At 34.2% G+C, this 23,487-nt stretch carries 19 protein-coding genes, 3 pseudogenes and 2 riboswitches; of the genes and pseudogenes, 5 read left to right on the top strand and 17 right to left on the bottom strand.

Annotated features, from left to right (window positions below):
- Positions 1–12: 12 nt before the first annotated feature.
- The 5 genes from glpK to BMMGA3_RS04695 form a co-directional block, all read right to left on the bottom strand.
- Positions 13–1,503 (bottom strand): glycerol kinase GlpK, encoded by a 1,491-nt coding sequence (glpK, locus tag BMMGA3_RS04715; protein ID WP_004433694.1) that lies wholly within the window; start codon positions 1,501–1,503, stop codon positions 13–15.
- A 192-nt stretch (positions 1,504–1,695) separates the two neighbouring features.
- Complete coding sequence (locus BMMGA3_RS04710) at positions 1,696–2,961, bottom strand: DUF445 domain-containing protein (protein WP_004433693.1); 1,266 nt, start codon at positions 2,959–2,961, stop codon at positions 1,696–1,698.
- Between the two features lie 132 nt (positions 2,962–3,093).
- A complete protein-coding gene (locus BMMGA3_RS04705; protein ID WP_004433692.1) occupies positions 3,094–3,333 on the bottom strand; it encodes a DUF5316 family protein in 240 nt (79 codons plus the stop codon).
- 127 nt (positions 3,334–3,460) lie between these two features.
- Positions 3,461–4,654: a methionine gamma-lyase gene (megL, locus tag BMMGA3_RS04700; protein ID WP_004433691.1), complete on the bottom strand. Its 1,194-nt coding sequence runs from the start codon at positions 4,652–4,654 to the stop codon at positions 3,461–3,463.
- 209 nt (positions 4,655–4,863) lie between these two features.
- Positions 4,864–5,661 (bottom strand): YhfC family intramembrane metalloprotease, encoded by a 798-nt coding sequence (locus tag BMMGA3_RS04695; protein WP_004433690.1) that lies wholly within the window; start codon positions 5,659–5,661, stop codon positions 4,864–4,866.
- 413 nt (positions 5,662–6,074) lie between these two features.
- Between BMMGA3_RS04695 and BMMGA3_RS04690 the strand changes: the two genes are divergently transcribed.
- Entirely contained in the window at positions 6,075–6,536 is a 462-nt protein-coding gene (locus BMMGA3_RS04690) for a MarR family winged helix-turn-helix transcriptional regulator (protein ID WP_004433688.1), read from the top strand.
- Positions 6,537–6,724: 188 nt separating this feature from the next.
- Positions 6,725–7,255, top strand: a complete 531-nt coding sequence (locus tag BMMGA3_RS04685; RefSeq protein WP_004433687.1) for a type 1 glutamine amidotransferase domain-containing protein — start codon at positions 6,725–6,727, stop codon at positions 7,253–7,255.
- Between the two features lie 204 nt (positions 7,256–7,459).
- Here the strand turns inward: BMMGA3_RS04685 and BMMGA3_RS04680 are convergent.
- From BMMGA3_RS04680 to BMMGA3_RS04670, 4 genes and pseudogenes are all read right to left on the bottom strand, one after another.
- Positions 7,460–8,002: pseudogene (locus BMMGA3_RS04680) on the bottom strand (IS1182 family transposase); the annotation flags it as partial.
- A 200-nt stretch (positions 8,003–8,202) separates the two neighbouring features.
- A complete protein-coding gene (locus tag BMMGA3_RS04675; RefSeq protein WP_050943014.1) occupies positions 8,203–8,514 on the bottom strand; it encodes a hypothetical protein in 312 nt (103 codons plus the stop codon).
- Between the two features lie 219 nt (positions 8,515–8,733).
- Positions 8,734–8,859 (bottom strand): SRPBCC family protein, encoded by a 126-nt coding sequence (locus tag BMMGA3_RS18220; RefSeq protein WP_004433682.1) that lies wholly within the window; start codon positions 8,857–8,859, stop codon positions 8,734–8,736.
- A gap of 741 nt (positions 8,860–9,600) precedes the next feature.
- Positions 9,601–9,846, bottom strand: coding sequence for a polysaccharide deacetylase family protein (locus BMMGA3_RS04670; RefSeq protein ID WP_004433681.1), 246 nt, complete (start codon positions 9,844–9,846; stop codon positions 9,601–9,603).
- A 589-nt stretch (positions 9,847–10,435) separates the two neighbouring features.
- Here BMMGA3_RS04670 and BMMGA3_RS04665 point away from each other — a divergent pair.
- The 3 genes from BMMGA3_RS04665 to BMMGA3_RS17775 all read left to right on the top strand — a co-directional run bounded on the left by BMMGA3_RS04665 (position 10,436) and on the right by BMMGA3_RS17775 (position 11,641).
- Positions 10,436–10,900, top strand: a complete 465-nt coding sequence (locus BMMGA3_RS04665) for a DinB family protein (RefSeq protein WP_004433680.1) — start codon at positions 10,436–10,438, stop codon at positions 10,898–10,900.
- Positions 10,901–11,152: 252 nt separating this feature from the next.
- Positions 11,153–11,368: a DUF3006 domain-containing protein gene (locus BMMGA3_RS18725; protein WP_412151018.1), complete on the top strand. Its 216-nt coding sequence runs from the start codon at positions 11,153–11,155 to the stop codon at positions 11,366–11,368.
- A 129-nt stretch (positions 11,369–11,497) separates the two neighbouring features.
- Positions 11,498–11,641, top strand: coding sequence for a hypothetical protein (locus tag BMMGA3_RS17775; protein ID WP_004433678.1), 144 nt, complete (start codon positions 11,498–11,500; stop codon positions 11,639–11,641).
- A 165-nt stretch (positions 11,642–11,806) separates the two neighbouring features.
- Here the strand turns inward: BMMGA3_RS17775 and BMMGA3_RS16740 are convergent.
- From BMMGA3_RS16740 to BMMGA3_RS04630, 8 genes and pseudogenes are all read right to left on the bottom strand, one after another.
- Positions 11,807–12,349: pseudogene (locus BMMGA3_RS16740) on the bottom strand (phosphotransferase family protein); the annotation flags it as partial.
- The gene (locus tag BMMGA3_RS16735) at positions 12,348–12,677 is read right to left on the bottom strand and encodes a hypothetical protein (RefSeq protein WP_050943012.1); all 330 of its coding nucleotides are present in this window, start codon (positions 12,675–12,677) and stop codon (positions 12,348–12,350) included. The pseudogene BMMGA3_RS16740 and the gene BMMGA3_RS16735, both read right to left, overlap by 2 nt.
- Positions 12,678–13,185: 508 nt before the next feature.
- Entirely contained in the window at positions 13,186–13,740 is a 555-nt protein-coding gene (locus BMMGA3_RS04655; RefSeq protein ID WP_004433677.1) for a PilZ domain-containing protein, read from the bottom strand.
- A 17-nt stretch (positions 13,741–13,757) separates the two neighbouring features.
- Positions 13,758–14,462 (bottom strand): EAL domain-containing protein, encoded by a 705-nt coding sequence (locus BMMGA3_RS04650; protein ID WP_004433676.1) that lies wholly within the window; start codon positions 14,460–14,462, stop codon positions 13,758–13,760.
- 88 nt (positions 14,463–14,550) lie between these two features.
- Positions 14,551–14,634: riboswitch (cyclic di-GMP riboswitch) on the bottom strand.
- Positions 14,635–15,056: 422 nt separating this feature from the next.
- Positions 15,057–16,189, bottom strand: a pseudogene (locus BMMGA3_RS04645) (IS256 family transposase); the annotation flags it as partial.
- A gap of 555 nt (positions 16,190–16,744) precedes the next feature.
- Entirely contained in the window at positions 16,745–17,299 is a 555-nt protein-coding gene (locus BMMGA3_RS04640) for a 4'-phosphopantetheinyl transferase family protein (protein ID WP_004433674.1), read from the bottom strand.
- A gap of 33 nt (positions 17,300–17,332) precedes the next feature.
- Positions 17,333–20,281, bottom strand: a complete 2,949-nt coding sequence (locus BMMGA3_RS04635; RefSeq protein ID WP_004433672.1) for a non-ribosomal peptide synthetase — start codon at positions 20,279–20,281, stop codon at positions 17,333–17,335.
- A 58-nt stretch (positions 20,282–20,339) separates the two neighbouring features.
- Positions 20,340–22,085: a methyl-accepting chemotaxis protein gene (locus BMMGA3_RS04630; protein ID WP_004433670.1), complete on the bottom strand. Its 1,746-nt coding sequence runs from the start codon at positions 22,083–22,085 to the stop codon at positions 20,340–20,342.
- A gap of 274 nt (positions 22,086–22,359) precedes the next feature.
- Positions 22,360–22,449: riboswitch (cyclic di-GMP riboswitch) on the bottom strand.
- Positions 22,450–23,487: the final 1,038 nt, after the last annotated feature.

Here is a 23,487-nt window from a genome sequence, read left to right as displayed (position 1 = left end):
CAGTTTGAATTTTTACTTAAAGGCCATCGCAGCTTTTACGGCTTTCTTCCATCCACTGTAAAGCTGGTCACGGACTTCATCAGACATTTGCGGTTCAAATGAGCGGTCGATCGCCCATTGAGCCGCAATTTCTTCTTGACTATCCCAGTACCCTACCGCTAAACCTGCTAGATATGCAGCTCCTAAAGCAGTTGTTTCGTTTACTACAGGTCTTTCGACTGGAACATTTAATATATCACTCTGGAATTCCATTAAAAAATTGTTCATGACTGCACCGCCATCAACACGGAGCGTTTTCAGCTTAATTCCTGAATCCGCTTCCATTGCAGACAATACATCTTTTGTTTGGTAAGCAAGAGACTCCAATGTTGCACGAATAAAATGTTCTTTGCTAGTTCCTCGGGTGAGACCAAAAACCGCACCTCTTACATCGCTATCCCAATAAGGAGTACCTAAACCGACAAAGGCTGGTACTACGTAAACACCTTCAGTTGATTCAACTTTTACTGCATAGTCTTCACTATCTTTCGCATTTTTCAACATTCTCAAACCGTCACGGAGCCATTGAATAACCGAACCAGCAACAAAAATACTGCCTTCAAGCGCGTATTCTACCTTATCACTTAACCCCCAGGCAATGGTTGTTAAAAGTCCATGTTCTGAACGTACAGCTTTCTCTCCTGTGTTCATTAGCATAAAGCAGCCGGTTCCATACGTATTTTTCGCCATTCCTTCTTCAAAGCAAGCTTGGCCGAAAAGGGCTGCCTGCTGGTCGCCGGCTGCTCCAGCAATGGGTACTTCTTTTCCAAAGAAGTGATAATCGATTGTGTTTGCGTAGATTTCTGAAGAAGGTCTTACTTCAGGCAGCATCGATTTCGGAATACAAAGAATATCCAACAATTCTTCGTCCCATTTCAATTCGTGAATATTGAACATTAGTGTGCGGGATGCATTACTGTAGTCAGTTACATGAGCTCGGCCTCCGGAGAGCTTCCAAATTAGCCATGTATCAATCGTGCCGAACAATAATTTTCCCTGTTCTGCTTTCTCTCTAGCACCCGCTACATGATCAAGGATCCATTTAACTTTTGTTCCTGAGAAATATGCGTCGATCAACAACCCAGTTTTTTCCCGAAAAATATGATCGTACCCTTTTTCTTTCAACTCCTCACAAATACTGTTTGTTTGTCTCGATTGCCAAACAATAGCATTATAAACAGGGTTACCTGTTTCTTTATCCCAAACAACTGTTGTTTCACGCTGGTTGGTGATTCCTATTGCTGCTATCTGGCCAGGTTTTACACCTGATTCTGATAAAACACCTGCAATGACAGCTAAAATTGAACCCCAAATTTCATTAGCATTATGTTCAACCCAGCCCGGCTTTGGGAAATATTGTGTGAATTCTTTTTGAGAAACGTGAACAATCTTTCCGTTTTTATTAAAAAGAATTGCTCGAGAACTTGTTGTACCCTGATCTAATGATAAAACATACTTTTCCATGAAATTCCCTTCCCTTCTATCAAGTATTTTATACTGGCACTTTTGATTAATTTATGCCAACCAATTGAAATAAAGCCGTGTGAGCGGAGCCAGGCACAAAATATTTTCAATACCAAACAAGGTTTTTGTTCAAGCGATTAACATTTCTATTTTTATTGGCGAAGCTCCGCCCCTTTACCACAGAAAAATGTGCTAAATTATTGCTTTAATTATCGTTAAGAAAATCCCGATAATAAAACCGCAAACGGCTCCATTCACCCGAATCCACTGCAAGTCTTTTCCAATGTTATTTTCCATCATATGTATAAGCGTTTCATCATCTAACTTATCAAGATTCTCCTGCACAAGCATACCAATTTTTGAATGATTCTCTTCAAGAAGGTTGGAGAATTGCTTTTGTATCCAGTTTTCAATGGTTGTGATTTTTTCTTGATCTTCCTTTAGATTATTCAGTAATCGAGTTAAAAATGGCAGGAGATACATCTCTAAAAACTTGCTGTCTTTAACAAAGGCCAATGCTTTCTGCTGTGTTTTTTGCAAAACTTCAGTTATTTCTTCAGCAGGCTCCCAATCAGCAATAAGCTTGTCCTTCCATTTTTTAATTTCTTCCAGTAACTTCATATCATCTTGTATGTTTTTCAATTCCGTACGAATATGTAGAAGCAAAGACTTCCTGTTCGTATCATCTAACTTGCGCAAACTGCTTACTACACTAAGAAGCAGGTTTTGTAATATGCTGCCGAGTTTTTCTTCATTTAATAAATGCTGAAAAGATTTCAGCGCAAACTGCAGAAAACCGTCTAACTCTAAATTGTCAAGAGTACGAATTGCCAGCTTGCCGAGTTGATTCTTCGTTTCACCTTTTTTTATCCATTCCTCTGACTTGCCTAGAAGATAATCTAACGCCTTCTCATCATATCCACGATTTAGCACTTGGTTGATGGCAGACTGAAGGATAGTGCTCACTTCAATTGAATCGAAAGTAGACTTTATTTCTTTTTCAATTAAGGGAGTAACTTTTTCAAGATTAATTTGACTTATAAGTTGTTCGGCAAGTGACACAGCACTCTTTTTGACTGAAACTGAATGAATCTCTCTCTCAAGGACTGACAAAATTTTCTCTGTAAAATTAATTTGTTTAATTTTATTCCTAATGCTTTCTTTTGAAAGCCAGTCATTTTCAAGTGTCGAGACAAGCGTTTTTGTTATTCTTTGCCGATTTTTAGGCAAAAGAGCCGTATGGGGAATGGGCAACCCCATTGGATGTCGGAATAAGGCAGTAACTGCGAACCAATCAGCTAATCCCCCCACAAGCCCCGCTTCAAAGCCACCTTGCAGTAATTCTCCTAGAAACGAGCCTTGAAAAGGAATTGTTGCGACAAAACCAGTCCCCATAACAGCAAGCGAAAAACTAGCTAAGCGCTTTGATTTCTTTGGTTGTTTTGACTTTTTAGACATTATGCTTCCCTCATCCTCTAAGATTTAACTTTACTATAACCAAATGATAAGTTAATTCTCAATTATTTAGTTATTGTAATAAATTATTTAACATAATTAATACTATTAACATAATGAAATTTGGAAGACCAATTAAAAAAATTTTGAAGCCCATTTCCTATTGCTTTCCCTGTCTTCTTTTGTTTCGGAATAAAAGTTTCCTCTCATTCTATCTCCACTTACAAATGCACCGATTAAAATACCAGATATCATAAAGGGAATGAGAACAGCTAAGGCCGTTATATTAAATAGTAAGTTCCAATTATGAAAGTTTACTCCCAGGAATAAGTTAATAATCGTAAGGACTAATCCAATAAAAAAATATTTATACATAAGTTTCAGCCTATTAGTTTTTAATACGTGTTTAAGGTTGATAACTCTTATTTATTTTGAGCTTCCCGGAAAAAGTAATGGTTTTTCCGGGAATAATATAAATTTTCCGAAAAATTAATTCGAATTTTCATAGAATCGATAATGAACTAAGCGCCTGATTCAAATCTTGCCAAATATCTTCCCATGCCTCAAGGCCAACGGATAAGCGAATGAGTTGATCGCTTATGCCCATGTTCTTTCTTACCTCTTCTGGTACAACAGCATGAGTCATCGTGGCTGGATGTTGAATGAGTGTTTCCGTATCACCCAAACTCACCGCGATTTTAATGAGTTGAAGGCGGTTTAAAAAACGTTGAACATCTTGTTTCGTACCTTTGATTTCAAAAGAAACAAGACCACCACCATATTTCATTTGTTTTTGGCTAATTGTATAATCTGATTTGTCTGGATCGTGAGGATAGTAGACTTTATATACGAGAGGATGTTCTTTTAGAAGATTGGCAATTGTTTCGGCATTTTCGCAGTGACGATCCATTCTCACAGGCAATGTTTTAAGACCTCTTAATAATAACCAAGCATCAAATGGGGAAATAATGCAACCGATATCTTTTTGTGTTGTCTTTGCCACTTCTTTCATAAATTCCTTACTTCCAACAGCAATTCCGGCAACGGAGTCACCGTGGCCGCCTATATATTTTGTCGCACTATGAACGACAACGTCACAGCCGAAGAGCAGCGGTTTTTGCAAGTATGGCGAACAAAACGTATTATCCACAACTACTTTAATCCCATGCTCTTTCGCTATCTTCACGACCATTTCTAAATCAACAAGTTTCATCGTTGGATTTATCGGTGTTTCTACATAAATACAAACCGTTTCTGGACGTATGAGTCGATCAATCTCTTCTTCTGTTTGCATCGAACAAAAATCGTGCGAAATGTTAAATTTCTTCTTGAATAACTGCAATAATCCGAACGTGCAGCCGTATACTCCTTGCGAACAAATAATATGGTCATTAGCTTTCGTTAGTGCAATCAGTACAGCTGACACGGCCGCCATCCCTGAACCAAATGCCAAAGCTGCCTCGCCGCCTTCTAAACATGCCATTTTCTCTTCAAGTGCCCTTACGGTTGGATTGGCAAGCCTTGAATAAACATAGCCTTCCTCTCTTCCTGCAAAACGAGCTTCTCCCTGTTCCGCCGTATCAAAAGTAAACGTTGACGTTTGATAAATTGGCACCGACAAACTTCCGAGGTGTTCCTTTGAATCATAGCCATGATGAATGACCAACGTTTGGAATTGTCTTTCTAAATTTTCCATCCTCATCCCCCTCGTATTGAAAAAAATACTCCTATACTTAGTATACGATCGGAAAATAGATTATGTAAGCGCTTTCCAAAAAATCTTTACTTATATTCGAGAAATACTAAAATAATCGCTTACGATCTTGTTATCTTATTTACTTAACCTTTTATGTGCATTTAGAACGATGTATATACTATTTGCCTTTCTTAAAAGAAACCCCCACCTTAAAGAGGAAGGGAGTCTTTACTTTGATATCTCTTTCTTATTCTCATAGTAAAAATGATTGATGTGATACCGAAAATAGCGAGTACAAGTTCGACAATCCAAATATTTGTAACAACTCCTGTTTGGTAAAGTGCCGGAATTACGTCTATCAATGCGTGTAAAAGAACTGCGTTAATGACAAAGATAAAACGATTTTCACGAATACCAAGTAAAACTAATAATGATAGCGCAATATGAAAAGCGATTGCAAAAACGCGTTCAAGGCCTCCCAATACATATTCCCAAAATTGTGTACCAATAATCCTTTCTTTTAACATCGCAACTTGGTCTGCGGGCAAACTTTTGGCGATCGTTTGGTCAAACACTCCAGAGTTAATTAAAGTTCCCAATACTAACGCGTTTATGGCACTAAACATCCCTATTAAAATCGCTTCAATGCCTCCGTGACCTAATCCATACGACACCCCATCTTTATACTCCCGATGCTTTTTCAACATCCATTTAAATCCGAAATATCGGCCTAATTCTTCAAAAATTCCTGCCGACAATGCAGCATACAATACGAAAAAAAATTTACTGTCCGACCATTTGAGCGAAGTTCCGCTAGAATCAATCATGAAAATATGCAAAGCTTTTTCAAGAATTTGTGAAAATAAAATAAAAATAAGAATCCCTACACCTAACGGCTTCCACGAAAACAATTGTTTTTTACGCAAATAAATCAATAAACCAACCGGAAATAACAGTGAAATAAGAAGTTGAATCACCATGCCCGACATTGTAAACGTGCTAATCATTCGTATGCAGCTCCTTAAAAAATTCTCTTTTAAATATATTCTCGCTTTGCCATTTATTTTCCTTTGTTGTCTTGTTCCATTTTAAACGGAAGTGGATATTATTTAATAAGTGGAAGTAATTTGGATAAGAAATGATGATTACCCAACGAACCATTTCCAAATATAGTTGCCTCGTTTTACCCACTTTAAAAATTAAATATCTAAGTAGATTAATAAATTACAATGTGATAAGTTTATTGGTAAATAAATATTGTCTATCTTTATTAAATATAGTTAATTTTTATTTACATAACCTTAAGCATATTCCGCTAATTTATGCGAAATTATATAAAATACAACTTATTTTTCGAATATATAATAAAAGTTTATTTACTAATTTTTAATTTGTTTTTGAAGATTAGGAAAGGGGATGTATGGTATTGACTTCGAACACTAAGCAAATCTCAGAGAGTTTTATCCGGCTTATTCCACTGTTTTACAGCAAATTGAACAAGTCTGTTACAAAGAATACCCCTATTCCAAAACCGTCGGGTTTGACCCATTTGCAATTTCATATTTTGGAAGAACTGTTCTATACCAAGGATGGAGTCTCATTGACTCAGTTGGCACAAAACATTAGCATTTCCAAACAACAATTGACTCCTCTGATTAAAAAATTGGAAGAAAAGGATTACGTAATAAAAGTGCAAGACACCAACGATAAGCGGTTCGTCAAAATAATGTTAACCGAAAAAGGAAAAAACACCGTGATTAAACGTTTGGATGAATTCCATCACTTATTCTGTAACTGGATAAGCAAACTTAATGAGGATGATTTATTTGACTTGGACTACGCTATCAACAAAATCATTCGAATCTTAGAAAAACTCGATTAAACCAACACACATCGGTTAAATAATATTACAATACATTGGCCTTGTTGAACAGAAGGTTCCGTTTCTCTTCACAGCATTCTTGCTCTTATAATTTTTTCTTGCAAAAGACACTTGAAAGCCTTTATTATAACTTTATTAATTATTTTGATTAATAATAAAATTATGCCAATTTAGGAGGTGTTCTGTTAGTGCGATTAAAAGATAAGAAAATTGTTAGCCTTGTTCATCATGAGTTTGAGGATTTGGAGCTTTGGTATCCTATTCTTCGTTTGCGTGAAGAAGGTGCGGTTATCCATCTTGCTGGGGAGAAGGCAAAAGAAACGTATATCGGCAAATATGGGGTTCCAGCAGAATCTCATTTTGCATTCGGTGATATCAATCCTGACGAATATGATGCACTTCTTGTGCCAGGCGGCTGGGCACCGGATAAACTGCGCCGTTTTCCGGAAGTTATTGCGTTAGTACAGCATATGGAAGAAAATAAAAAGCCGATTGGTCAAATCTGTCATGCTGGTTGGGTGCTAATTTCTGCGAAAATCTTGCAAGGAAAAAAGGTAACAAGCACACCTGGCATCCGTGATGATATGGAGAATGCAGGAGCATACTGGCTGGATGAGCCGGTGGTGGTAGATGGACATCTAGTTTCAAGCCGCCGTCCACCAGATTTGCCCGAGTATGTAAAAGCTTTTGTCGAAGTATTAGCTGGCAACAATAAATAAAAAAAAGAAACTTTCTTCTTGAAAATATTACTCAATAACTCAAGGATTCCTTAAAGGAATCCTTTTTTATTTTCTATAAATAAAAGGGGGCTGACTCAAAACATCGCTTTTAAGCGATGTATGAGTCAGCTTTTTTGTATAACCTTGGTATTTATTGTTAATTTTATGGTATTTTTTCAGGTTAATTTCATTTGATTGAGGGGTTTACCTTATTTCCCCTTGTTGAAGTGTCCTTATTTTTTGCCACTTTTTAAAATTGTGTGCAACGCAAACTAGACCCCATTCCACAGTCGTTTTGGAGAGGCCTCGTAAATGAAAACGTCGAAAGTCTAGATTCTGTTTGATTTGACCGTACACACTTTCCACATCAATCTTTCGACGTCGATATTTTTCTTTTCCATCGTCAGAATGTAATCGTTCTTTTACTTCCTTTCTTTGAATCTGATTCTTTAATGAAATGGTGATGGTGCGATACGTTTTTCCTTTTGCACAAGTACTTTGGAATGGACAACCTTGACACTGATCGCATCGATATCGACGTTTGATTGATAGGTACCCGTGGTCTGATTCCTTCTTTGTTTCATATTGAAAAGTGAAACGTTGTCCATTCGCACAAATGAATTCATCGAATTCCTCATCATATTCCATGTTTTCGACTCGTTCGATCCGTTTTTTCCATGTTCTCTTTTGCTCTTGGTCAAACGTATTGTAAGGAATGTATGCTTTCTTTCCTTGTTCTTCTAAGTATTCACACCCTTTCATCTCCCTTTATTTTACTATTTTATATACAACAGCTGGAAAATAAAATCCGCGCCTCCATTAACCGTTTCTAAAAAAGCAGAACAAGATAAAAAGGACACCTTGTCAAGTTATTCACTCTTTTTTAGATGTGTTGCGAGATTGCACCATTTCCAGGAAAATAAGAAAGCACCCTTAAAAATAGGGTGCTAAATAATGTAATCATTTATGTTTTCAATTTCGTCTGTTCGACCATAAAGAAACGCTTCATAATCCTTGCATTCTTTTAAACTAATTATTAATTGATTAAAGTAGTCCTCATTGTACGTTCCTTGAGATTGAATCATATTAATAAAATTTTCAGCAGCTGAACGGAAAGTTTTAGTAAATTCTACAGCTTTATATTTTGTCTCAACATACGATTGTGAATTTCTAATCCAATCCATTATTTTTTCATAATTACTTTTATTAAGATTATTTTTTAATTCTTCGCCTTCTTGAATTAATTTTTTAATTTCCATATTAACACCGTCCCTTCTTTCTATTAATTTCGACACAGTGAGGGGGATTTCCTCTTTAATCTTAAAAATAAAAAAACATTGTTAAGGTTGTCTTTTTTAGTAACTAAGACATAAAACTTAAAACCATTAACCCACCACCGAATAATAGGATTAAAAGCTTAACGATATACCAAGGTAAAAGGCCTAAAATACTATATGTAAGTTCTAACAAAATCCCCTCTAAAAGTATATTAAATCTTCATCATTTTCTTTAAAACCTTCTTCGGTAACTTCAATAATCGTACTCGAAGTATCCAATACTTTTAGTGTAATCGCAACAATTTGTCCATTCCCCCACTGGAACACTATTTTAAATCGTAATACATCCCGTTAAAATTCTGATCTTTTTAATCTGTATTCAGATCAATTAGATCAAAGTAGCGTAAAAACAACACTGGACACTTATTCAAATGTTTTACCTAACATACAAAAAGAAGCGTCTAATCGCCTTGCTAGTCAACTGTTTAATAACTATTCTACTGCATTTGTGACCAATGTAATAAGTAAAATTGTGTATAAAAAACAAAAAGCTTGAAACCCTTGATATACAAGGACTTCAAGCTTCTCGTTTTGATGATTCCGACTGGGCTCGAACCAGCGACCTCTACCCTGTCAAAATAGAAAGGGGAAAAACAAGTGAGTTAAATACGTAAAATGAGTTAAATCGAATTAAAATGTGTCTTGAAAATACGCGATATTTCAAAGGTTTTTTGTTCAAATGAGTTAATAAAGAATAAATAAATTAATTATGTTAAAGTACCTCTTGTGCAAATTTTGTGCAGATTTTTTTCTAGTGTGTAGTATGTGGTTCACCGTAGTGATTTAAGAGACAAAAAATAGCACTAATTTTTATTTCCAGTGCTATTTTTGTTTACTAATTCCACATGCGTCGTATTAGATATGAATTTTCATAATCTTTCATATTGATATAAGACAAGGAAATTACCATGTTTTTATAAGTTATCGGAACTTTTTGTTTTTTCAACATTAATATTTAATGAAGTCTTAAGTAGTCAAAATCCGGATCGGCTAGGGAGATTAGACTTGTTAAAGTGAAGGTTGTTTTAAAACATCTAGAATTTGTGGAGTATATTTTGAACTTGGTCCATCATAGAATGTCAATGCAATAACTTTTTCTTTGGTTGGTACTTCCCAAATCGCTTTTCCTGGTTCTTCATAAAAACTTCGTCCTTTATTATTGTTTGCTGTTACAGGTAAAATACAAATAAACAATAGAACAACAGAACAACCTATAATAAGGATTAACCATTTAAAAAACTTATTATTTATCATCAAGCACCGACACTTTCAGTATGAATTCATTGTTTGTGTTGGAATCCTTCTAAAAGTGATCCTTTCTCATTTTTTATTTTTGACAGTCATTATTTTTTTTTGATAGTATTCTTTTCAGTACCAGTTAGCAACACATTTACCTTTCGTAACCCGATGGAAACACAGGGGATAAAGATGTGTTGATTGGTGATATGTAAAACTGAATAATAAAATAAATGGTAAAGAAGTTCTTGTAGTCTTTCCGGTTCCCCTCGCTTATATCTCCGCTTCCTGGTATAACGAAGCAATTATTTTAAGAAGCTAATATTAGAAACGTGGATAAATTGTGGATATTTTAAAAAATAAGTGCCATAACGAAAATAAAAGCCCCGATAAATAATACATCTTTTTCCCAATCCGAAAAATATTTTGTTTTAACTTAATAAGTTCCATTCTATATATTGTCATTGTTGGTGAAGAGTCAAACCTTTGTAAAAAAGAAGCTAGTTTAAAGATATTTCGGCTATACATAAAAGGGTTTTCTTATCATACCATTGAATTATTGAAATAAAATCAATTTCATAAACTTTGGCATGAGGAGGAATTAAGCATGAACCGTACAGAGAAGTTAGTTCGTTATTTTTTAGCTCACCGCAGCGTTACGATCGAACTCATTAACAAAATTGAAAAAGAGCATTATGACTACAAACCAACGCCAACATCCATGTCCGCAAAACAGTTAGTCACTCATATTTTACTTTCATTCTATCGATTTGCAAAAACAGCCAAAAGTGGAGATCAAATGTTGTTCAGAGAAAAAATCGAGGAGACAGAAACGGATCTTCGCAAGTTAGCAGAAAATTATACAGAAAAGACAAGAAGTTTGCTAGAGTCCCTTACAGACGAAGATTTCGAGCGCACGATTGACCTAACGAAAATTTTTGGATCACAAATGTCTGTAGCAAAATTTCTTCAGGGTGCTATGGACCACGAAATCCATCATAAAGGGCAGCTTTTCGTGTATGTTCGTGAAATGGGACATACGGAACTCCCTTTTTTTATTAAACGTAGTTAAAAACGAGCTGAAAGAAGCGGCTGACCCAAACAACCATGTCCTAAAAGACACCGCGATAGATAAGTCTTCTAGAAAAGTGTTCATTATTGATAAAAAACATGCTGCAATGATAAATCATGATTTAGTATCAATTAGATTTTAAGCAACGTACAAGAAATATCGCATTTTTGATTAATGATGAGAATAATATAGAAGTATATGGTAATGTTTAAGAAATGTTTAAAAGCCTATTTTTTATTGCACTAAAAGACAATTGGAACTAATTATCAATTAAAACAGAAAGGAAGTGATTTTATAAAAGGGATTGTTGAGCGGTTTATAGGAGATATTGTGGTAGTCGAAATAAATGGAAAAACCAGAGAATTATCCAAAAGTTTATTTCCTCCAGAAATTGAAATTGGTAACGTAGTGGAGATTGTTGGAAATAAAATAATCGTACTTAAAGAAGAAACTGAGAAAACTTCGTAAGGAAATATAAGACTTGATGTAGGAAGTTTGGAAGATTAAAACCTCTCTTGAATGAGAAGGGCCCTCTTACTCTACCAATTTAAAAATGGGCATTAATATTGAAAATCATGATTTTTGGATGTGAAAATAATGAAAGATGAATGGCAAAAACTAATTGAGGAACTGAAAAGGCAAGGGTTAACACCTAAAGAAATTAGACGGATTATCACCGTGTACAAAATAGCTAAGAAAGTCGATAAAGAACTAGAGGAAGAATTCGATGAATCTAACTAACCTTTCATTTTGATATCAAATGTAATGGTATCCCAAGTTGAATTAAAAATTCAGCTTGGGATGTTTTTGAAATCAACAATTTAACTTAAGACTTCGTTAAAAATTAATGTTGATATTTTCCAAAAAGGAAAGGCTAATTTTTTTCTTTTTGTATGTCTTATTTAACTAACGCACCCTTTTGTTGAATAGTTTATTTAAACACGATTTAAATGTGTCTTTATTTTCCCTCAAATGGTTCATAACTTGTATTCTTATTTTCCTCAAAAGAAACTGTTTTTCAGGTTCCGGTATGCCTTCAACTAGTCTTGCATCCATTACAGGCAAAAGCCATTTATCTATGCTTTCTGTGGTAGTTTTGGTTAACTTTATGTAAGAGTTCAAATAAAATCTCGCAAACGCTTTTCTTACGGTCTGAATTAATAATTTTGTTGCTTTTAGCATGTCCGGTGGGAGATAAGAATACCGCATAACAATTAGAGTTCTTGCGACATCACCGCATGGATTCCCTGAAGTGGCGGTCATCCAATCAAGTACCTTCGCTTCACCATTCATCAGAATAATATTGTCGCTATGATAATCACCATGACAAACTTTGTTACCGTCTGGTAACTGCATTAAATAATTCAAAATCAGTTTCTTTTCTTCCTTACTTAATAGGTTGGTTCCGGAGATGTTCCGAGAAAGGTATTCTTTTTGAGAAGGCAGTTTATCCGTTCTCTTTCCGTGAAACGAAGCTTGTAAATTCGCGAAAAAACGAGCATTTTTTTTTAAGTAATAACGGCTTTGAGGATAAGACTTGCGTAAAACTTCTGCCGATTATTTTTTCAAAAATGATGCCCCATTTATTGTCCAGTTCCGTAAGTTCTCTTACATTAGGAGAGGGGATGCCTAATTGATTTATCACTCTGCTTGTTTCGTATTCTTTTTCAATATATTCAAAAGGTATCTTTTCATAAAACAGCTTTAATACTTCTTTATTACTCAATTCAAATACTTCAGCTGTATTACCTTTGCCAATTAGTTTACCTAATGACATTCACTCACCGTGCCCTCTTTTTTGTAACTGTATTTACCATATATTAACACGTTATTAATCACTATGAAAGTAAAAATTAAATACAAATACAATTGTAATATTTACTGAACATTTCTGCCTTTTAGTTAAAAAATTAGCATTGTACTTAACAGAGACAAATTGCGGTCCGGAGACTTTGCAACTCGATGGGAAAAGATATTTTAGGAATCGCTTATGAATGGATTTAGTAGATCAAGAGGGAGACAGGGTACAGGCCAACCCGTATAGAGAAGGTGATTATTGACAGTGAGAAGGATATTACGGAGAAGTCAGGAGATCGATGAGGCACCTATTCCGGACATAGAATTTTGGTGATATATTGCTTAATATAAACATAATATTATATTAGGAACACCTCTAGATTTTTTTGTCAACCCTTTCCGTATTGGAAGGGTTATTTTTTTTGCGGAAAAAATTTTTAACCAGTAAAAAGTGGTTTAGCCCCTCTCGAATGAGAGGGGCCAATTGATTATAATGCGTGAGCGTGTTTCAAATTGTATATTTTATTTAAGAGCATATTTAATTGTTTACGTTGGTTTGGTAATAATTCTAAAAATTCCACTCCATAACCTACATATTTATTCTCTATATGATCTTCCCTTCGTACGATTTTTCCTTTCATTGTAAATACATAATCTTCAAGCTTAAATGAGATGGTAATTCTAATATCGGACCTTACTGGGAGTTCATAATCGCTAACTATCTTTAATCCAGATAAACTGATATTTTCAATATAGCCATTTATTGTTCTATTCTTAAGTTTATTAAGTTTAGAATTCGCAAAATCAATGAATTTGATGATACAGTAAATATTATCAACTTCAACACGGAAACATTTACGCCTATTTTTTCCCGTATAAATCTGTGTTTTATTAACAAACTTGTCTTCAGCCTGAATAATTTCACTTGAAACACTTCCTGCTTTTTTTCTTTTTTCCTTGCTAAGGAAGGTAAATCCAAGAGAAACAAGGCTCATTACCATTGTTATGAATGATATAACTAAGATACTAAGTAAATTATCCAACTTACCCACCCCTATAGTTAAGAAAGCAATGCAGGTCTTCCAAGTAGAAAACCTTGTGCATACTGAACGCCAAGACTTTTTAAGATGGCTAAACTTTCGTTGTCTTCAACCCCTTCAGCAATTAATTTGGAGTTGAATTTGTGACAAAAGTGGAGTAGGTAGCGTATAAGATCTTTTTTTTGCTCAGAGTTTCTCAAATCTTCTATAAAAAATCTATCTAACTTTATGAAATCAGGTTGTAATTCAACAATTGATTTTATGGAAGAATATCCTTTTCCAAAATCATCGATGGCAATAAGGAAGCCAAGATTCTTAAGATGAGAAATTGATTTTTTTAAAATGTCAAATTTAACGTCTTCATTTTCATTAATTTCAAAAATTAGTTGTTGACTTTTGAATTCGTTATCATTAATAATTTGATCTATAAAGGTATGGAATTTTGGATTTGTAATTGTCGATGGGAAGACATTTAAAAACAAATTCCGATACCTATCTGAATAACCTGCTTTCAAGTAGGTTAAGGAAGCTTTATGGATAGACCGCGAATCTAATTCATAAAGCTTCTTTTTTCTTTTAGCAATATCGAAAGTTATTTCAGGCGTAGAGAGTCCCTCTGTGCGAAAAAGACCTTCATACCCTACTACTTTCCAATTCTGAATATCATAAATTGGCTGATAATGATGAAAAAATTCATCATTCCTAATTATACTGTTAATAGGCAAGTATCCATTTCACCTCCTTATGGAAAATAAAAAACGCACAATTCCAGAAAATGGGATTGCGCGTTTTGTTTATAGCCTCCCCACTTCCTTCGGTAGCTCAGCCACCATAGCTTTTTGCTTTAGGTCTGTAGCTTTGCGTCCTTACCTTTCGATAAGTTTGCCTTTATCGTTTTCAAGTGAGATTTTGATTATTTTTTCTAAAGTAATTTATAACAAACAAAATGACAAAAGTCTACAAATATATACAAATTTTCGCATTTAATTCTCAAAAAATTAAAATTTATAGGTATTTATAACTATTTATAGGTTTTTGAGATATATATTGATAGGTTTAAATTATCAGGAAATAAAAAACCCCTCTCGAATGAGAAGAGCTTTTCTATTTAAAAAAAGGATATTTCAGGAGCATTTTTCTGAACGTGCCAGTCAAGTCCTTAATATTGTGTAAAATACTGATTACAAGGTTTTAGCCTAATTTTGCTTTTAGTATTCATTTAATTTGATTGGAAGGGGGTACCCCCTTCCAATCAAATTAAATTTCGCGCTCGCGCGGGACATTCTCGTTATTCGTAAAAAGGGTTTTTTCTTGGCTTGTTCTTCATCATAATCCATTAAGACAGCTCCAATCAGCCGATAGGCAGACTGCGTATTGGGAAATATGCGGATCACCCTTTCACGACGGCGAACTTCCTGATTTAATCGTTCCAGAGTGTTGGTGCTACGGATTAAGCGATGCCATTTTGCGGGCTGACTCAAATATTGGATGGCGTCTTCAAAGCCCTCATTTAATTTCTCCAGTGCCTTTTCAAGTTTCGGATTCTCTTCATAGCGCTTAAAGAACACATTGCGAAAGAATCGGGCATCTTCTACCGTTACGGCTTCGAATATCCTTTTTAAATCGACAATGACCTCTTCCATGCCTTTCTTAGGCAATGCTTCGATGATATTTCGTTTGAAATGAACGGTACAACGCTGCCATTATGTTCCGATAAATTCCTTTTCTATCGCTTTCTTTAATCCTTTATGGGCATCTGAAATCACCAGCTTGGGGGATTGTAACCCCCTTGACTTTAACTCACTCAAGAATTCCCGCCATGCTTCATAGCTTTCTTTATGATCGATTTTAAAACCAATTACTTCCCTTTTTTGGTTCTGGTTAATACCGGTCGCAATATACACCGCTTTAGAAACGACTTTATGGTGCTCACGCACTTTTATATACATAGTATCTACAAAAATATAAGAGTAATATTGGACATTTAACGGCCGGTTTGCCCATTGTTTGACAACTGGATCCAGCTTTTCTGTCAGGGATGAAACAAAGGATTTAGAAACTTTTTCCCCGCATAATTGTTCTACAACATTCGTCACTTTGCGTGTAGACACACCATTCACAACCATCTCGAGCATGGATAATACAAAAGCTTGATCCACACGCGCATAGCGTTCAAAAACAGATGGTGCAAAGTACCATTACGTGTACGGGGAACTCTTAATTTAATCTTTCCAATACTTACAATAAAGTCACGATCATAGTAGCCATTTCGGTAGTCTTGGCGTTCGGAAGTGTGCTCATAAGCCTTAGTCTGTAAATACTCATCACGCTCTTTTTCCATGTACTCATTTAAGACTAAAACTATGGTTGATTTGACTACCGCATCAATATTTGAATTCATGACCGAATCTTTTAAAAGATCCAGATTTAGGGTAAACTGTAATTGGGTCATAATTAAATCTCCTTTTCCAATGTTTTATGTAGGCATTAAAACATTGTAACCAAAAGGGATTAATTTGACCCTTTTCTTTTTACACAATTATACGGACTTAATCAACGTGCCCTTGTCCTTTATGGGAATTTGGGGATCTAAGTGCTTAAAATGGCACTTTTGATGGATGATGGTATTCATCTGGTCCAAAAAAACTTTATCATCTATTTCAACTACCTCTGAACAAATGCCGCACCGCAGTTTACCTAAGACTTTAAACATATGCCCTACCTCCTCAATTTTATTTTGTGAAATAAAACTGATTTAACTGAGTTAATTGATTTTAATAAAGCTTGATTTATCAAGGTTTTTAAGGATTCCAAAATGAACTCAGTTAAATAAATTCAGATCTGGTAAATAAGTACGTTAGCAAATGTGTTAGCAAGTTAGTGAGCAGGTGGTCTGTTATAGTTATTTTAAATAAAACAGTATCATACAGTTGTTAATTTTTGAATCAATAAATGTTGTAATACGCAACATGTGTTGACTATACAGTAAAAACAATTTGCTTATTATTTACCCGTTTACATATACATTGATCTTACCAATGTTTTCAGCGCATATACTAATAACAACATTCTTAAATTTAAAAGACTTTATAAAATCCTTATCAAATGAATTCCACTTATTCATATCTTCATCAATTCCTACCCCTAGATACTTTACATATGCCTCTTTCCTTGTCCATATTTCAGAAAATTTCACCCCCTGTTTCATCCGTTCTTTTTCCTCATCATGTAAAATCCAACCATACGCCTCTTCTTGATAGCCTATACCTAACGACTCAATATCCACACCAACAGGTCCTTCTCTACTAACTGCTAATACCCAATACTCTTCATTATGAGACCAATTTACAAATCGTTCATCATTAACTAATAAAGGTTTTCCCCTTTCATCTCTCCAAATTTCCACTTCTCCTAAGACAGACTTTACTAAAAGTAAAGAAAGTATGGATTCTCTACCATTTCCATACTTCTTTATATACATCTTTTCTTTATCGGTGATGATGCTCTCATTTATTTCATTTTTGCAAAACTTCCAGTCTTGAAATATATATACATCCACCATCCCACATACCACCATAAAAAAGAAGTATCAGCATTACACTAATACTTCTTCTACTATTTTATTAGCCTTAATAAATCCAACTTCGAAAGCATGTTCTAATAACTTTTTCATATATTCTTTATTGATTTCAGGAATATTTTTTATTCCCAAAGAAGTCATCGTATCCCTGCTATCAAAGACCGCTTCAGAATCTTTCGCACCATCACCGTCTAATTGGGCAACCAATAAATTTCTAGCTTCCTCAGAAGTTAGATTTAATACAAATTCTTCATATTCTATCTTATCCATCAATTCTACCTTATAACCCACTTCATTCAATAAATCTATAAATTTACGATAATGAATAGGTTCTGGATGATTAACATGATAGACCCGTCTAGCATGTTGAGTTTTCAGTACAGAAGTCGTTACAACTGCACTAGCAAAATCAATAGGTGTAAAATCAACCATCCAATTTACATCAGGAGCTTTTCCAACTAATATCATCAATTTCATCATCCGATAAAATGCATTACTATCAATGTTCTCCTGAAATACTCCATCAGATGCTCTTCCCGTTAAATTTCCCATTCTATAAATAAATGTTTGATAGCCTTCTTTGACTTTATCTAAAACCAATCTCTCAGCTTTTAATTTCGTGTCTGTATACACATTATTTAATTGCAAATCCTCCGGAATTTTGTTTTTTCCTTGAAACTCCATCCACTTTCCTTCTAATAGTAAATCTTCCACAGTTCCTACCGTTGAAATATGATGGAATACCAGATCAGGATTCACATCCAATAATTCTAACACATGTTTCGTACCTTCTACATTGACTTTCTCAAAATGCTCCCGCTCACCAAAATGTCGAACATCCGCAGCACTATGTATAACAGCATCAACTTTGAAAGCTAGCTCCTTAAACTCATCTACAGACAACCCAAAAAATCTCTGTGTTAAATTTCCATTCACCACGTGAATATACTCATTCATCTCCATGTGAAAATATTTATTCAACTTTTTTTTCAATCGCTCTTCAGGTTGGTTTCCTCGCACAATCGCATACGTATGGATTTTCATATCGGCCAATCTTTTCAATAAATGACTACCGAGGAATCCGGTTGCCCCTGTTAATACCACACTCTTTACTTTTGGTAAGATCTTATCTACTTTCAAAACAGGATATTCTTTTAATTGTACAAATGTTGTTTCTTTCACTTGAACCTCTTTTTTGTACTCTTTTATTGCTTTTGCGGCTAATTTTTCTACTGTGCGCAATTCAAAGAAATCCTTGATGAATAGTCCTCTATACTTTTTCTTTATCTCCGCTAATACTTCAATAATTTTTAAAGAATGTCCACCAACTTCAAAGAAATCTTCTTTTACTCCAATTCCTTCAATGTTTAATACCCTTTTCCACGCATTTAAAATGTCTTCCTCTACCTGATTTCTAGGATTTACAATTTCATCGGTTACTAATATTACTCGATCAGCTTCAATCATCTTTAATTTCTTTCTATCTACTTTTCCTGTAGGAGCAAAAGGCAACTCTTCAATTCTTTTCATTTTAGAAGGAATCATGTAACTCGGCAAATTCTTTTTTAACTCGTTGATAATAAAAGCATGACTCAACTCATCCGTAGAAATGTAAAAAGCTTTTAATATTTTCTCGGCGTTGTCTTCCTCTACGACTACTACTGCGTCAAGAATTCCTTCAATCTGACACATCCGATTCTCAATTTCAGCAATCTCAATACGATGTCCTCGAATTTTTACTTGAGTATCTTTTCTATCAATAAACACCAAGTTCCCATCTTCTAATTCTTTTACTAGATCTCCAGATTTGTATACCATTCCTTCAAAAATATCCTCAAAAGGATTCTTAATAAACACTTCTGCTGTTTTCTCTGGTTGATTCAAATAACCCAAAGATATACCTACAGATGCAATCCATAATTCACCAATCTCGCCTACTTTACATCTCTCTCCTTTTTCATTAACTACATATAACTTAGTACCATCAATTGCTTTTCCAATTGGAACACTATACATATTTTCATCGATTTCATCAGGTACCTCATAATACGAAGCCGCTACCGTCGTTTCCGTTGGGCCATATAAATTAAATAATGTCGTTTCATTTCCAAACTGCCTTTTAAAGTTTCTTGCAACCTCACCAGTTAGCAATTCTCCTGCTACTCCTACAGCCCTTACCTTTCCAAATTTCCGTTTACCATGTGTTTTAGCATATTTCGATAACTGGTTACAAAATACAGTCGGTATAGCAGGAATGACAGTAATTCCTTCTCTATCGATTGTCTTAAGAAAATGTTCAGCAGACATTCTTTCCTCATCATCAATTAAATACAAAATTGAACCATTGAATAAGGAAACAAATGTTTCTGGTACAGAAGCATCAAAACTAAACGTAGCAAACTGTAAAACTCGATCTTCCGATCTAATATTGAACACTCTCTGTTTCCAAGAAACTAAATTTAATACCCCGACATGTCTCAATAAAGTACCTTTAGGATTGCCGGTAGTACCTGATGTATAAATCACATAAGCTAAGTCATTTTCTTGAATGTCTACCGATACATCTTCATCATTGTCATCTAAACGATCCAACAATATATTTTTAGAACTTACATTTAGTTTTTTAATTTTTTCTAGCCAATCTGATTTCGTTATCAAAAATGGTGATTGAGTATCTTCGATAATATATCGATTTCTTTCTTCAGGATGTGCTGGATCTAATGGTACATATACTCCACCAGCTTTTAAGATGCCTAAAATGGACACTACGGTATCAACGCTTCTTTTAAGAAAAATGCTTACAAACTGTCCTTTTTTTAGTCCGTTTTTTACTAATTCCACAGCTACACGTGACGATTCTTTATCTAGTTCTTTATATGTTAAATATCGATTCTTATCTTTAATCGCTATATGATCCGGAAATTTTTTTACAGATAATTCAAATCCTTCTACAATATTTTTCATTTAATGCCCTCCATTCTTGTAGAATATCTTGTTGAATAACACCTATTAGAGGTTTCAATTATATGTTAAATTGATCACTAAGCGTTTTTAATTCTTTTGATGTTTCTGTTAAGTAACTCACTGTCTCTTTTATATTTTCAAACGAAGCTTCTTGTTCTTGGATATTTTCTACAATATCATCATATTTTTTAGTAATATTTTCAGCGTTACTTGACAATTCAACAATCGTAGCAGACGATTCTTCAACTCCTGCAGAAATTTGTTCAGAGGAAGAAGAGACTACTTGCAATTTATTAGCTACTTCCAATATAGATTCATAAATCTTCCCAAATACTTCATTTGTACTTTCTGCAATTTCAATACCTTCACTCACATCATTTTTTATGATTTCCATAGAATCTACTACTTTATTTACTTGTTCTTTTACTTTATCAATCAATTTTTGTATGCTCTCTACCGAGTTTGCAGATTGCTCCGATAATTTTTTCACTTCATTTGCTACTACAGCAAATCCTTTCCCATGCTCACCTGCTCTTGCAGCCTCAATCGAAGCATTTAATGCCAATAAATTTGTATCATTTGAAATACTGGTTATTACTTGTAATATTTCTTGAATTTCATCCGACACAGTAACAAGCTCGCTTATTGTTTTATCGGAATTTTCTACATTATGATTAATCTTCTCCATCTGCTCTACAACTTTATCAGTAGACTTTTTCCCATTTTCAGAAAGCTTTGTTACCTCTTCAGAAAGCTCATAAACTTCATTCGTATAATTGGCAATGCTAATTATTTCTTTAGAAATCTGCTCCACCGAAACTGAAGACTCATTAATAGATTGAGCTTGTTGTTCTAATAATTCTTGTACCATTTCTACCGAGTTTGTAATATTGTTAGCTGCTTTATAACTTGTTTCAAACGATGTATAAAGTCTTTCCGAATTCTCGGCAATCTCTTTCGAAGTATGTAGTATTCTACTTACCGTACCTTTTATTACATTGATCATTCCATTAAACTTTTGATTAACTTGGCCTAATTCATCTTTCCCTTCTTTCACTGAAATATTCAAATTTCCTTTACTTGCTTCTTCAATACCTTGCATTAAATTGGTTAACGGCTTTAATGAAACTTTTAATAATAAGTATTGCCCTACAATTAGTAACATTAAAATAACAATTAACGAGATTCCTGATTTGAACAATAAATCTTTTTGACCTTCCGCTATGTTTGAAGCATCTATGTCAACTCCAAAATAAGCAAATACCTCACCTTTACTATTTATAATCGGATGTAAAATTGTCATCCAAGTACCCAAATCATCTTTATAAATTTTAGTAAATTGAACTTTCTTTTCTTTCTTTAATTTCTTAATTGCTTCCACTACTACATCAGGCTGAGTATACATATCCCCTACTTTTAATCCTGATTCTCGCAACATCTCCCATATTTTGGTGGGGTTCGCCACTATAGATGTTTCATTTCCATTCTTCCCCGCCAATTCAGTACCAAATATGTATCCTTGAGCAATATTTGGGTTATATTCACTTAACTGATCTAATAAAGTCGTTAACTCTTGATGTTCTTTACTTTTTATATCATCCGTTTTAGAAGCTTTTTCTACTTTATCAGCATCTATCTTCTTCATCCAAGATTTTGTAATTTCTTCCGATTGCTGTTTTAACTGATTTTCTAACAAATTACCTTGGATAATATAACCCATCCCAACAAGTGATACTCCTACAATTACAACACTCACTATCGAAAACAGCATATTCTTGGTGAAAAAATTCATGTTTTTTAACACATTTTATTCCTCCTCATATGAAGTAGCATTTTTTTATGTAAATGCTTGTTCGCTACTTGAATTTATATAAACACAGATTGATTTTCAGACATATGTATAAAACATTTGGACTATTCTTTTACTTCATTTGATCATCTTACTTATGTCTATTTTTCAATCTGAACTTATATAAAAAAACTGCCCTCTATAGTCTAGTAAACTAAAGAGGGCAGGTGCTTGGACTAGATCATCTTAATAAAAAACTTCGTAAAGAATCAAAATGAAACTTAAGACGAAGTGCAACTGGCTGGCATATCTTTTATAAATAGATGTAGCCCCTTTAGCTTTGCGTCCTACTCTTTCGAGTAGTTTGCCAAATAAATATGAAAATTTAAAACCTAGGACCAAAAGAGAGCCTTTTACTTTATATATCGACAAAATGTAGGAGATTTTTACCTTGTTCAAAAATATTCACAAATTGTCACAAATCGTTCTTAATTATTTGTGAATATTTTAAGAACGTATGAAAAATTAACCCCGTATTTAGAAATTAGTAACTGAATAACATCCAAACAGGGAATTATCAATCCAGAAAGTGGTTCATAATCTCGGAATTGGTTTATAAACAAAGAAAGTGCAGCCCGCCAAATCATAATGGGCTGCACTAATACTCATCCTTCATTTTGAGCTTACAAACGACAGAGTTACTTTAATTTCAGCTTTTGACCGACAAGTTAGTACGGAAAAAATAAAAGTGACTGCTAACGCGCAGGCACTTAAAACTAGCGATATATTTTCTTTAGTGTCTTGTCTTGGTGAAACTAAAATCATTAATCCTTTTTCACCGTAATCCCACATTTTGATCCAAGGATATGTACCTTCTGGTAATACAAACAGCCTTTCTTCTAGTGGTTCAATTGGTGCGTCACTGGCACTACAACCGTGAATAAATGTTGCGGGGTGAATGTTTACTATTCTGTTCGTATCATTGAATTATACGAATTTCACTATATACATCCTTTCTAATTTAATTTAACTCAATCACCTAATTTTCCTTTTTCGTAATAAGCATACCATTAGTTTAACTAATGTGAGCTAGCAAAGAACAACATAAATAAGAATATAAAGATTAACAGATTCAATTTTCCAAAAAAATCAATAAAATAATTCTTTATATTCCCCTTCACACTTCCACTTTTTATTGATTGAAACAGTCAATCACTTATTAAAAACTCAAATATTCCCCCCTCTATTCCACTTTTCGATTCAGATCTTCATAACCATATGAGCAAAAACGATTCACCACGTTTTTTTAACTGTTCATATTATATGGTTAAGCTATACTGTATCTTATTTAGTTATATGATGCGGATTGTATGGCTTTCCAAAATCTAAATATTTATTTTTTCAAGATCATGATGTT

Origin of the sequence: Bacillus methanolicus MGA3 (assembly GCF_000724485.1) — a bacterium.
Taxonomy (GTDB): Bacteria; Bacillota; Bacilli; order Bacillales; family Cytobacillaceae; genus Bacillus_Z; species Bacillus_Z methanolicus_A.
Note: the sequence above shows the minus strand (reverse complement) of the source record. Positions and strands in the feature narration are given on the sequence as shown.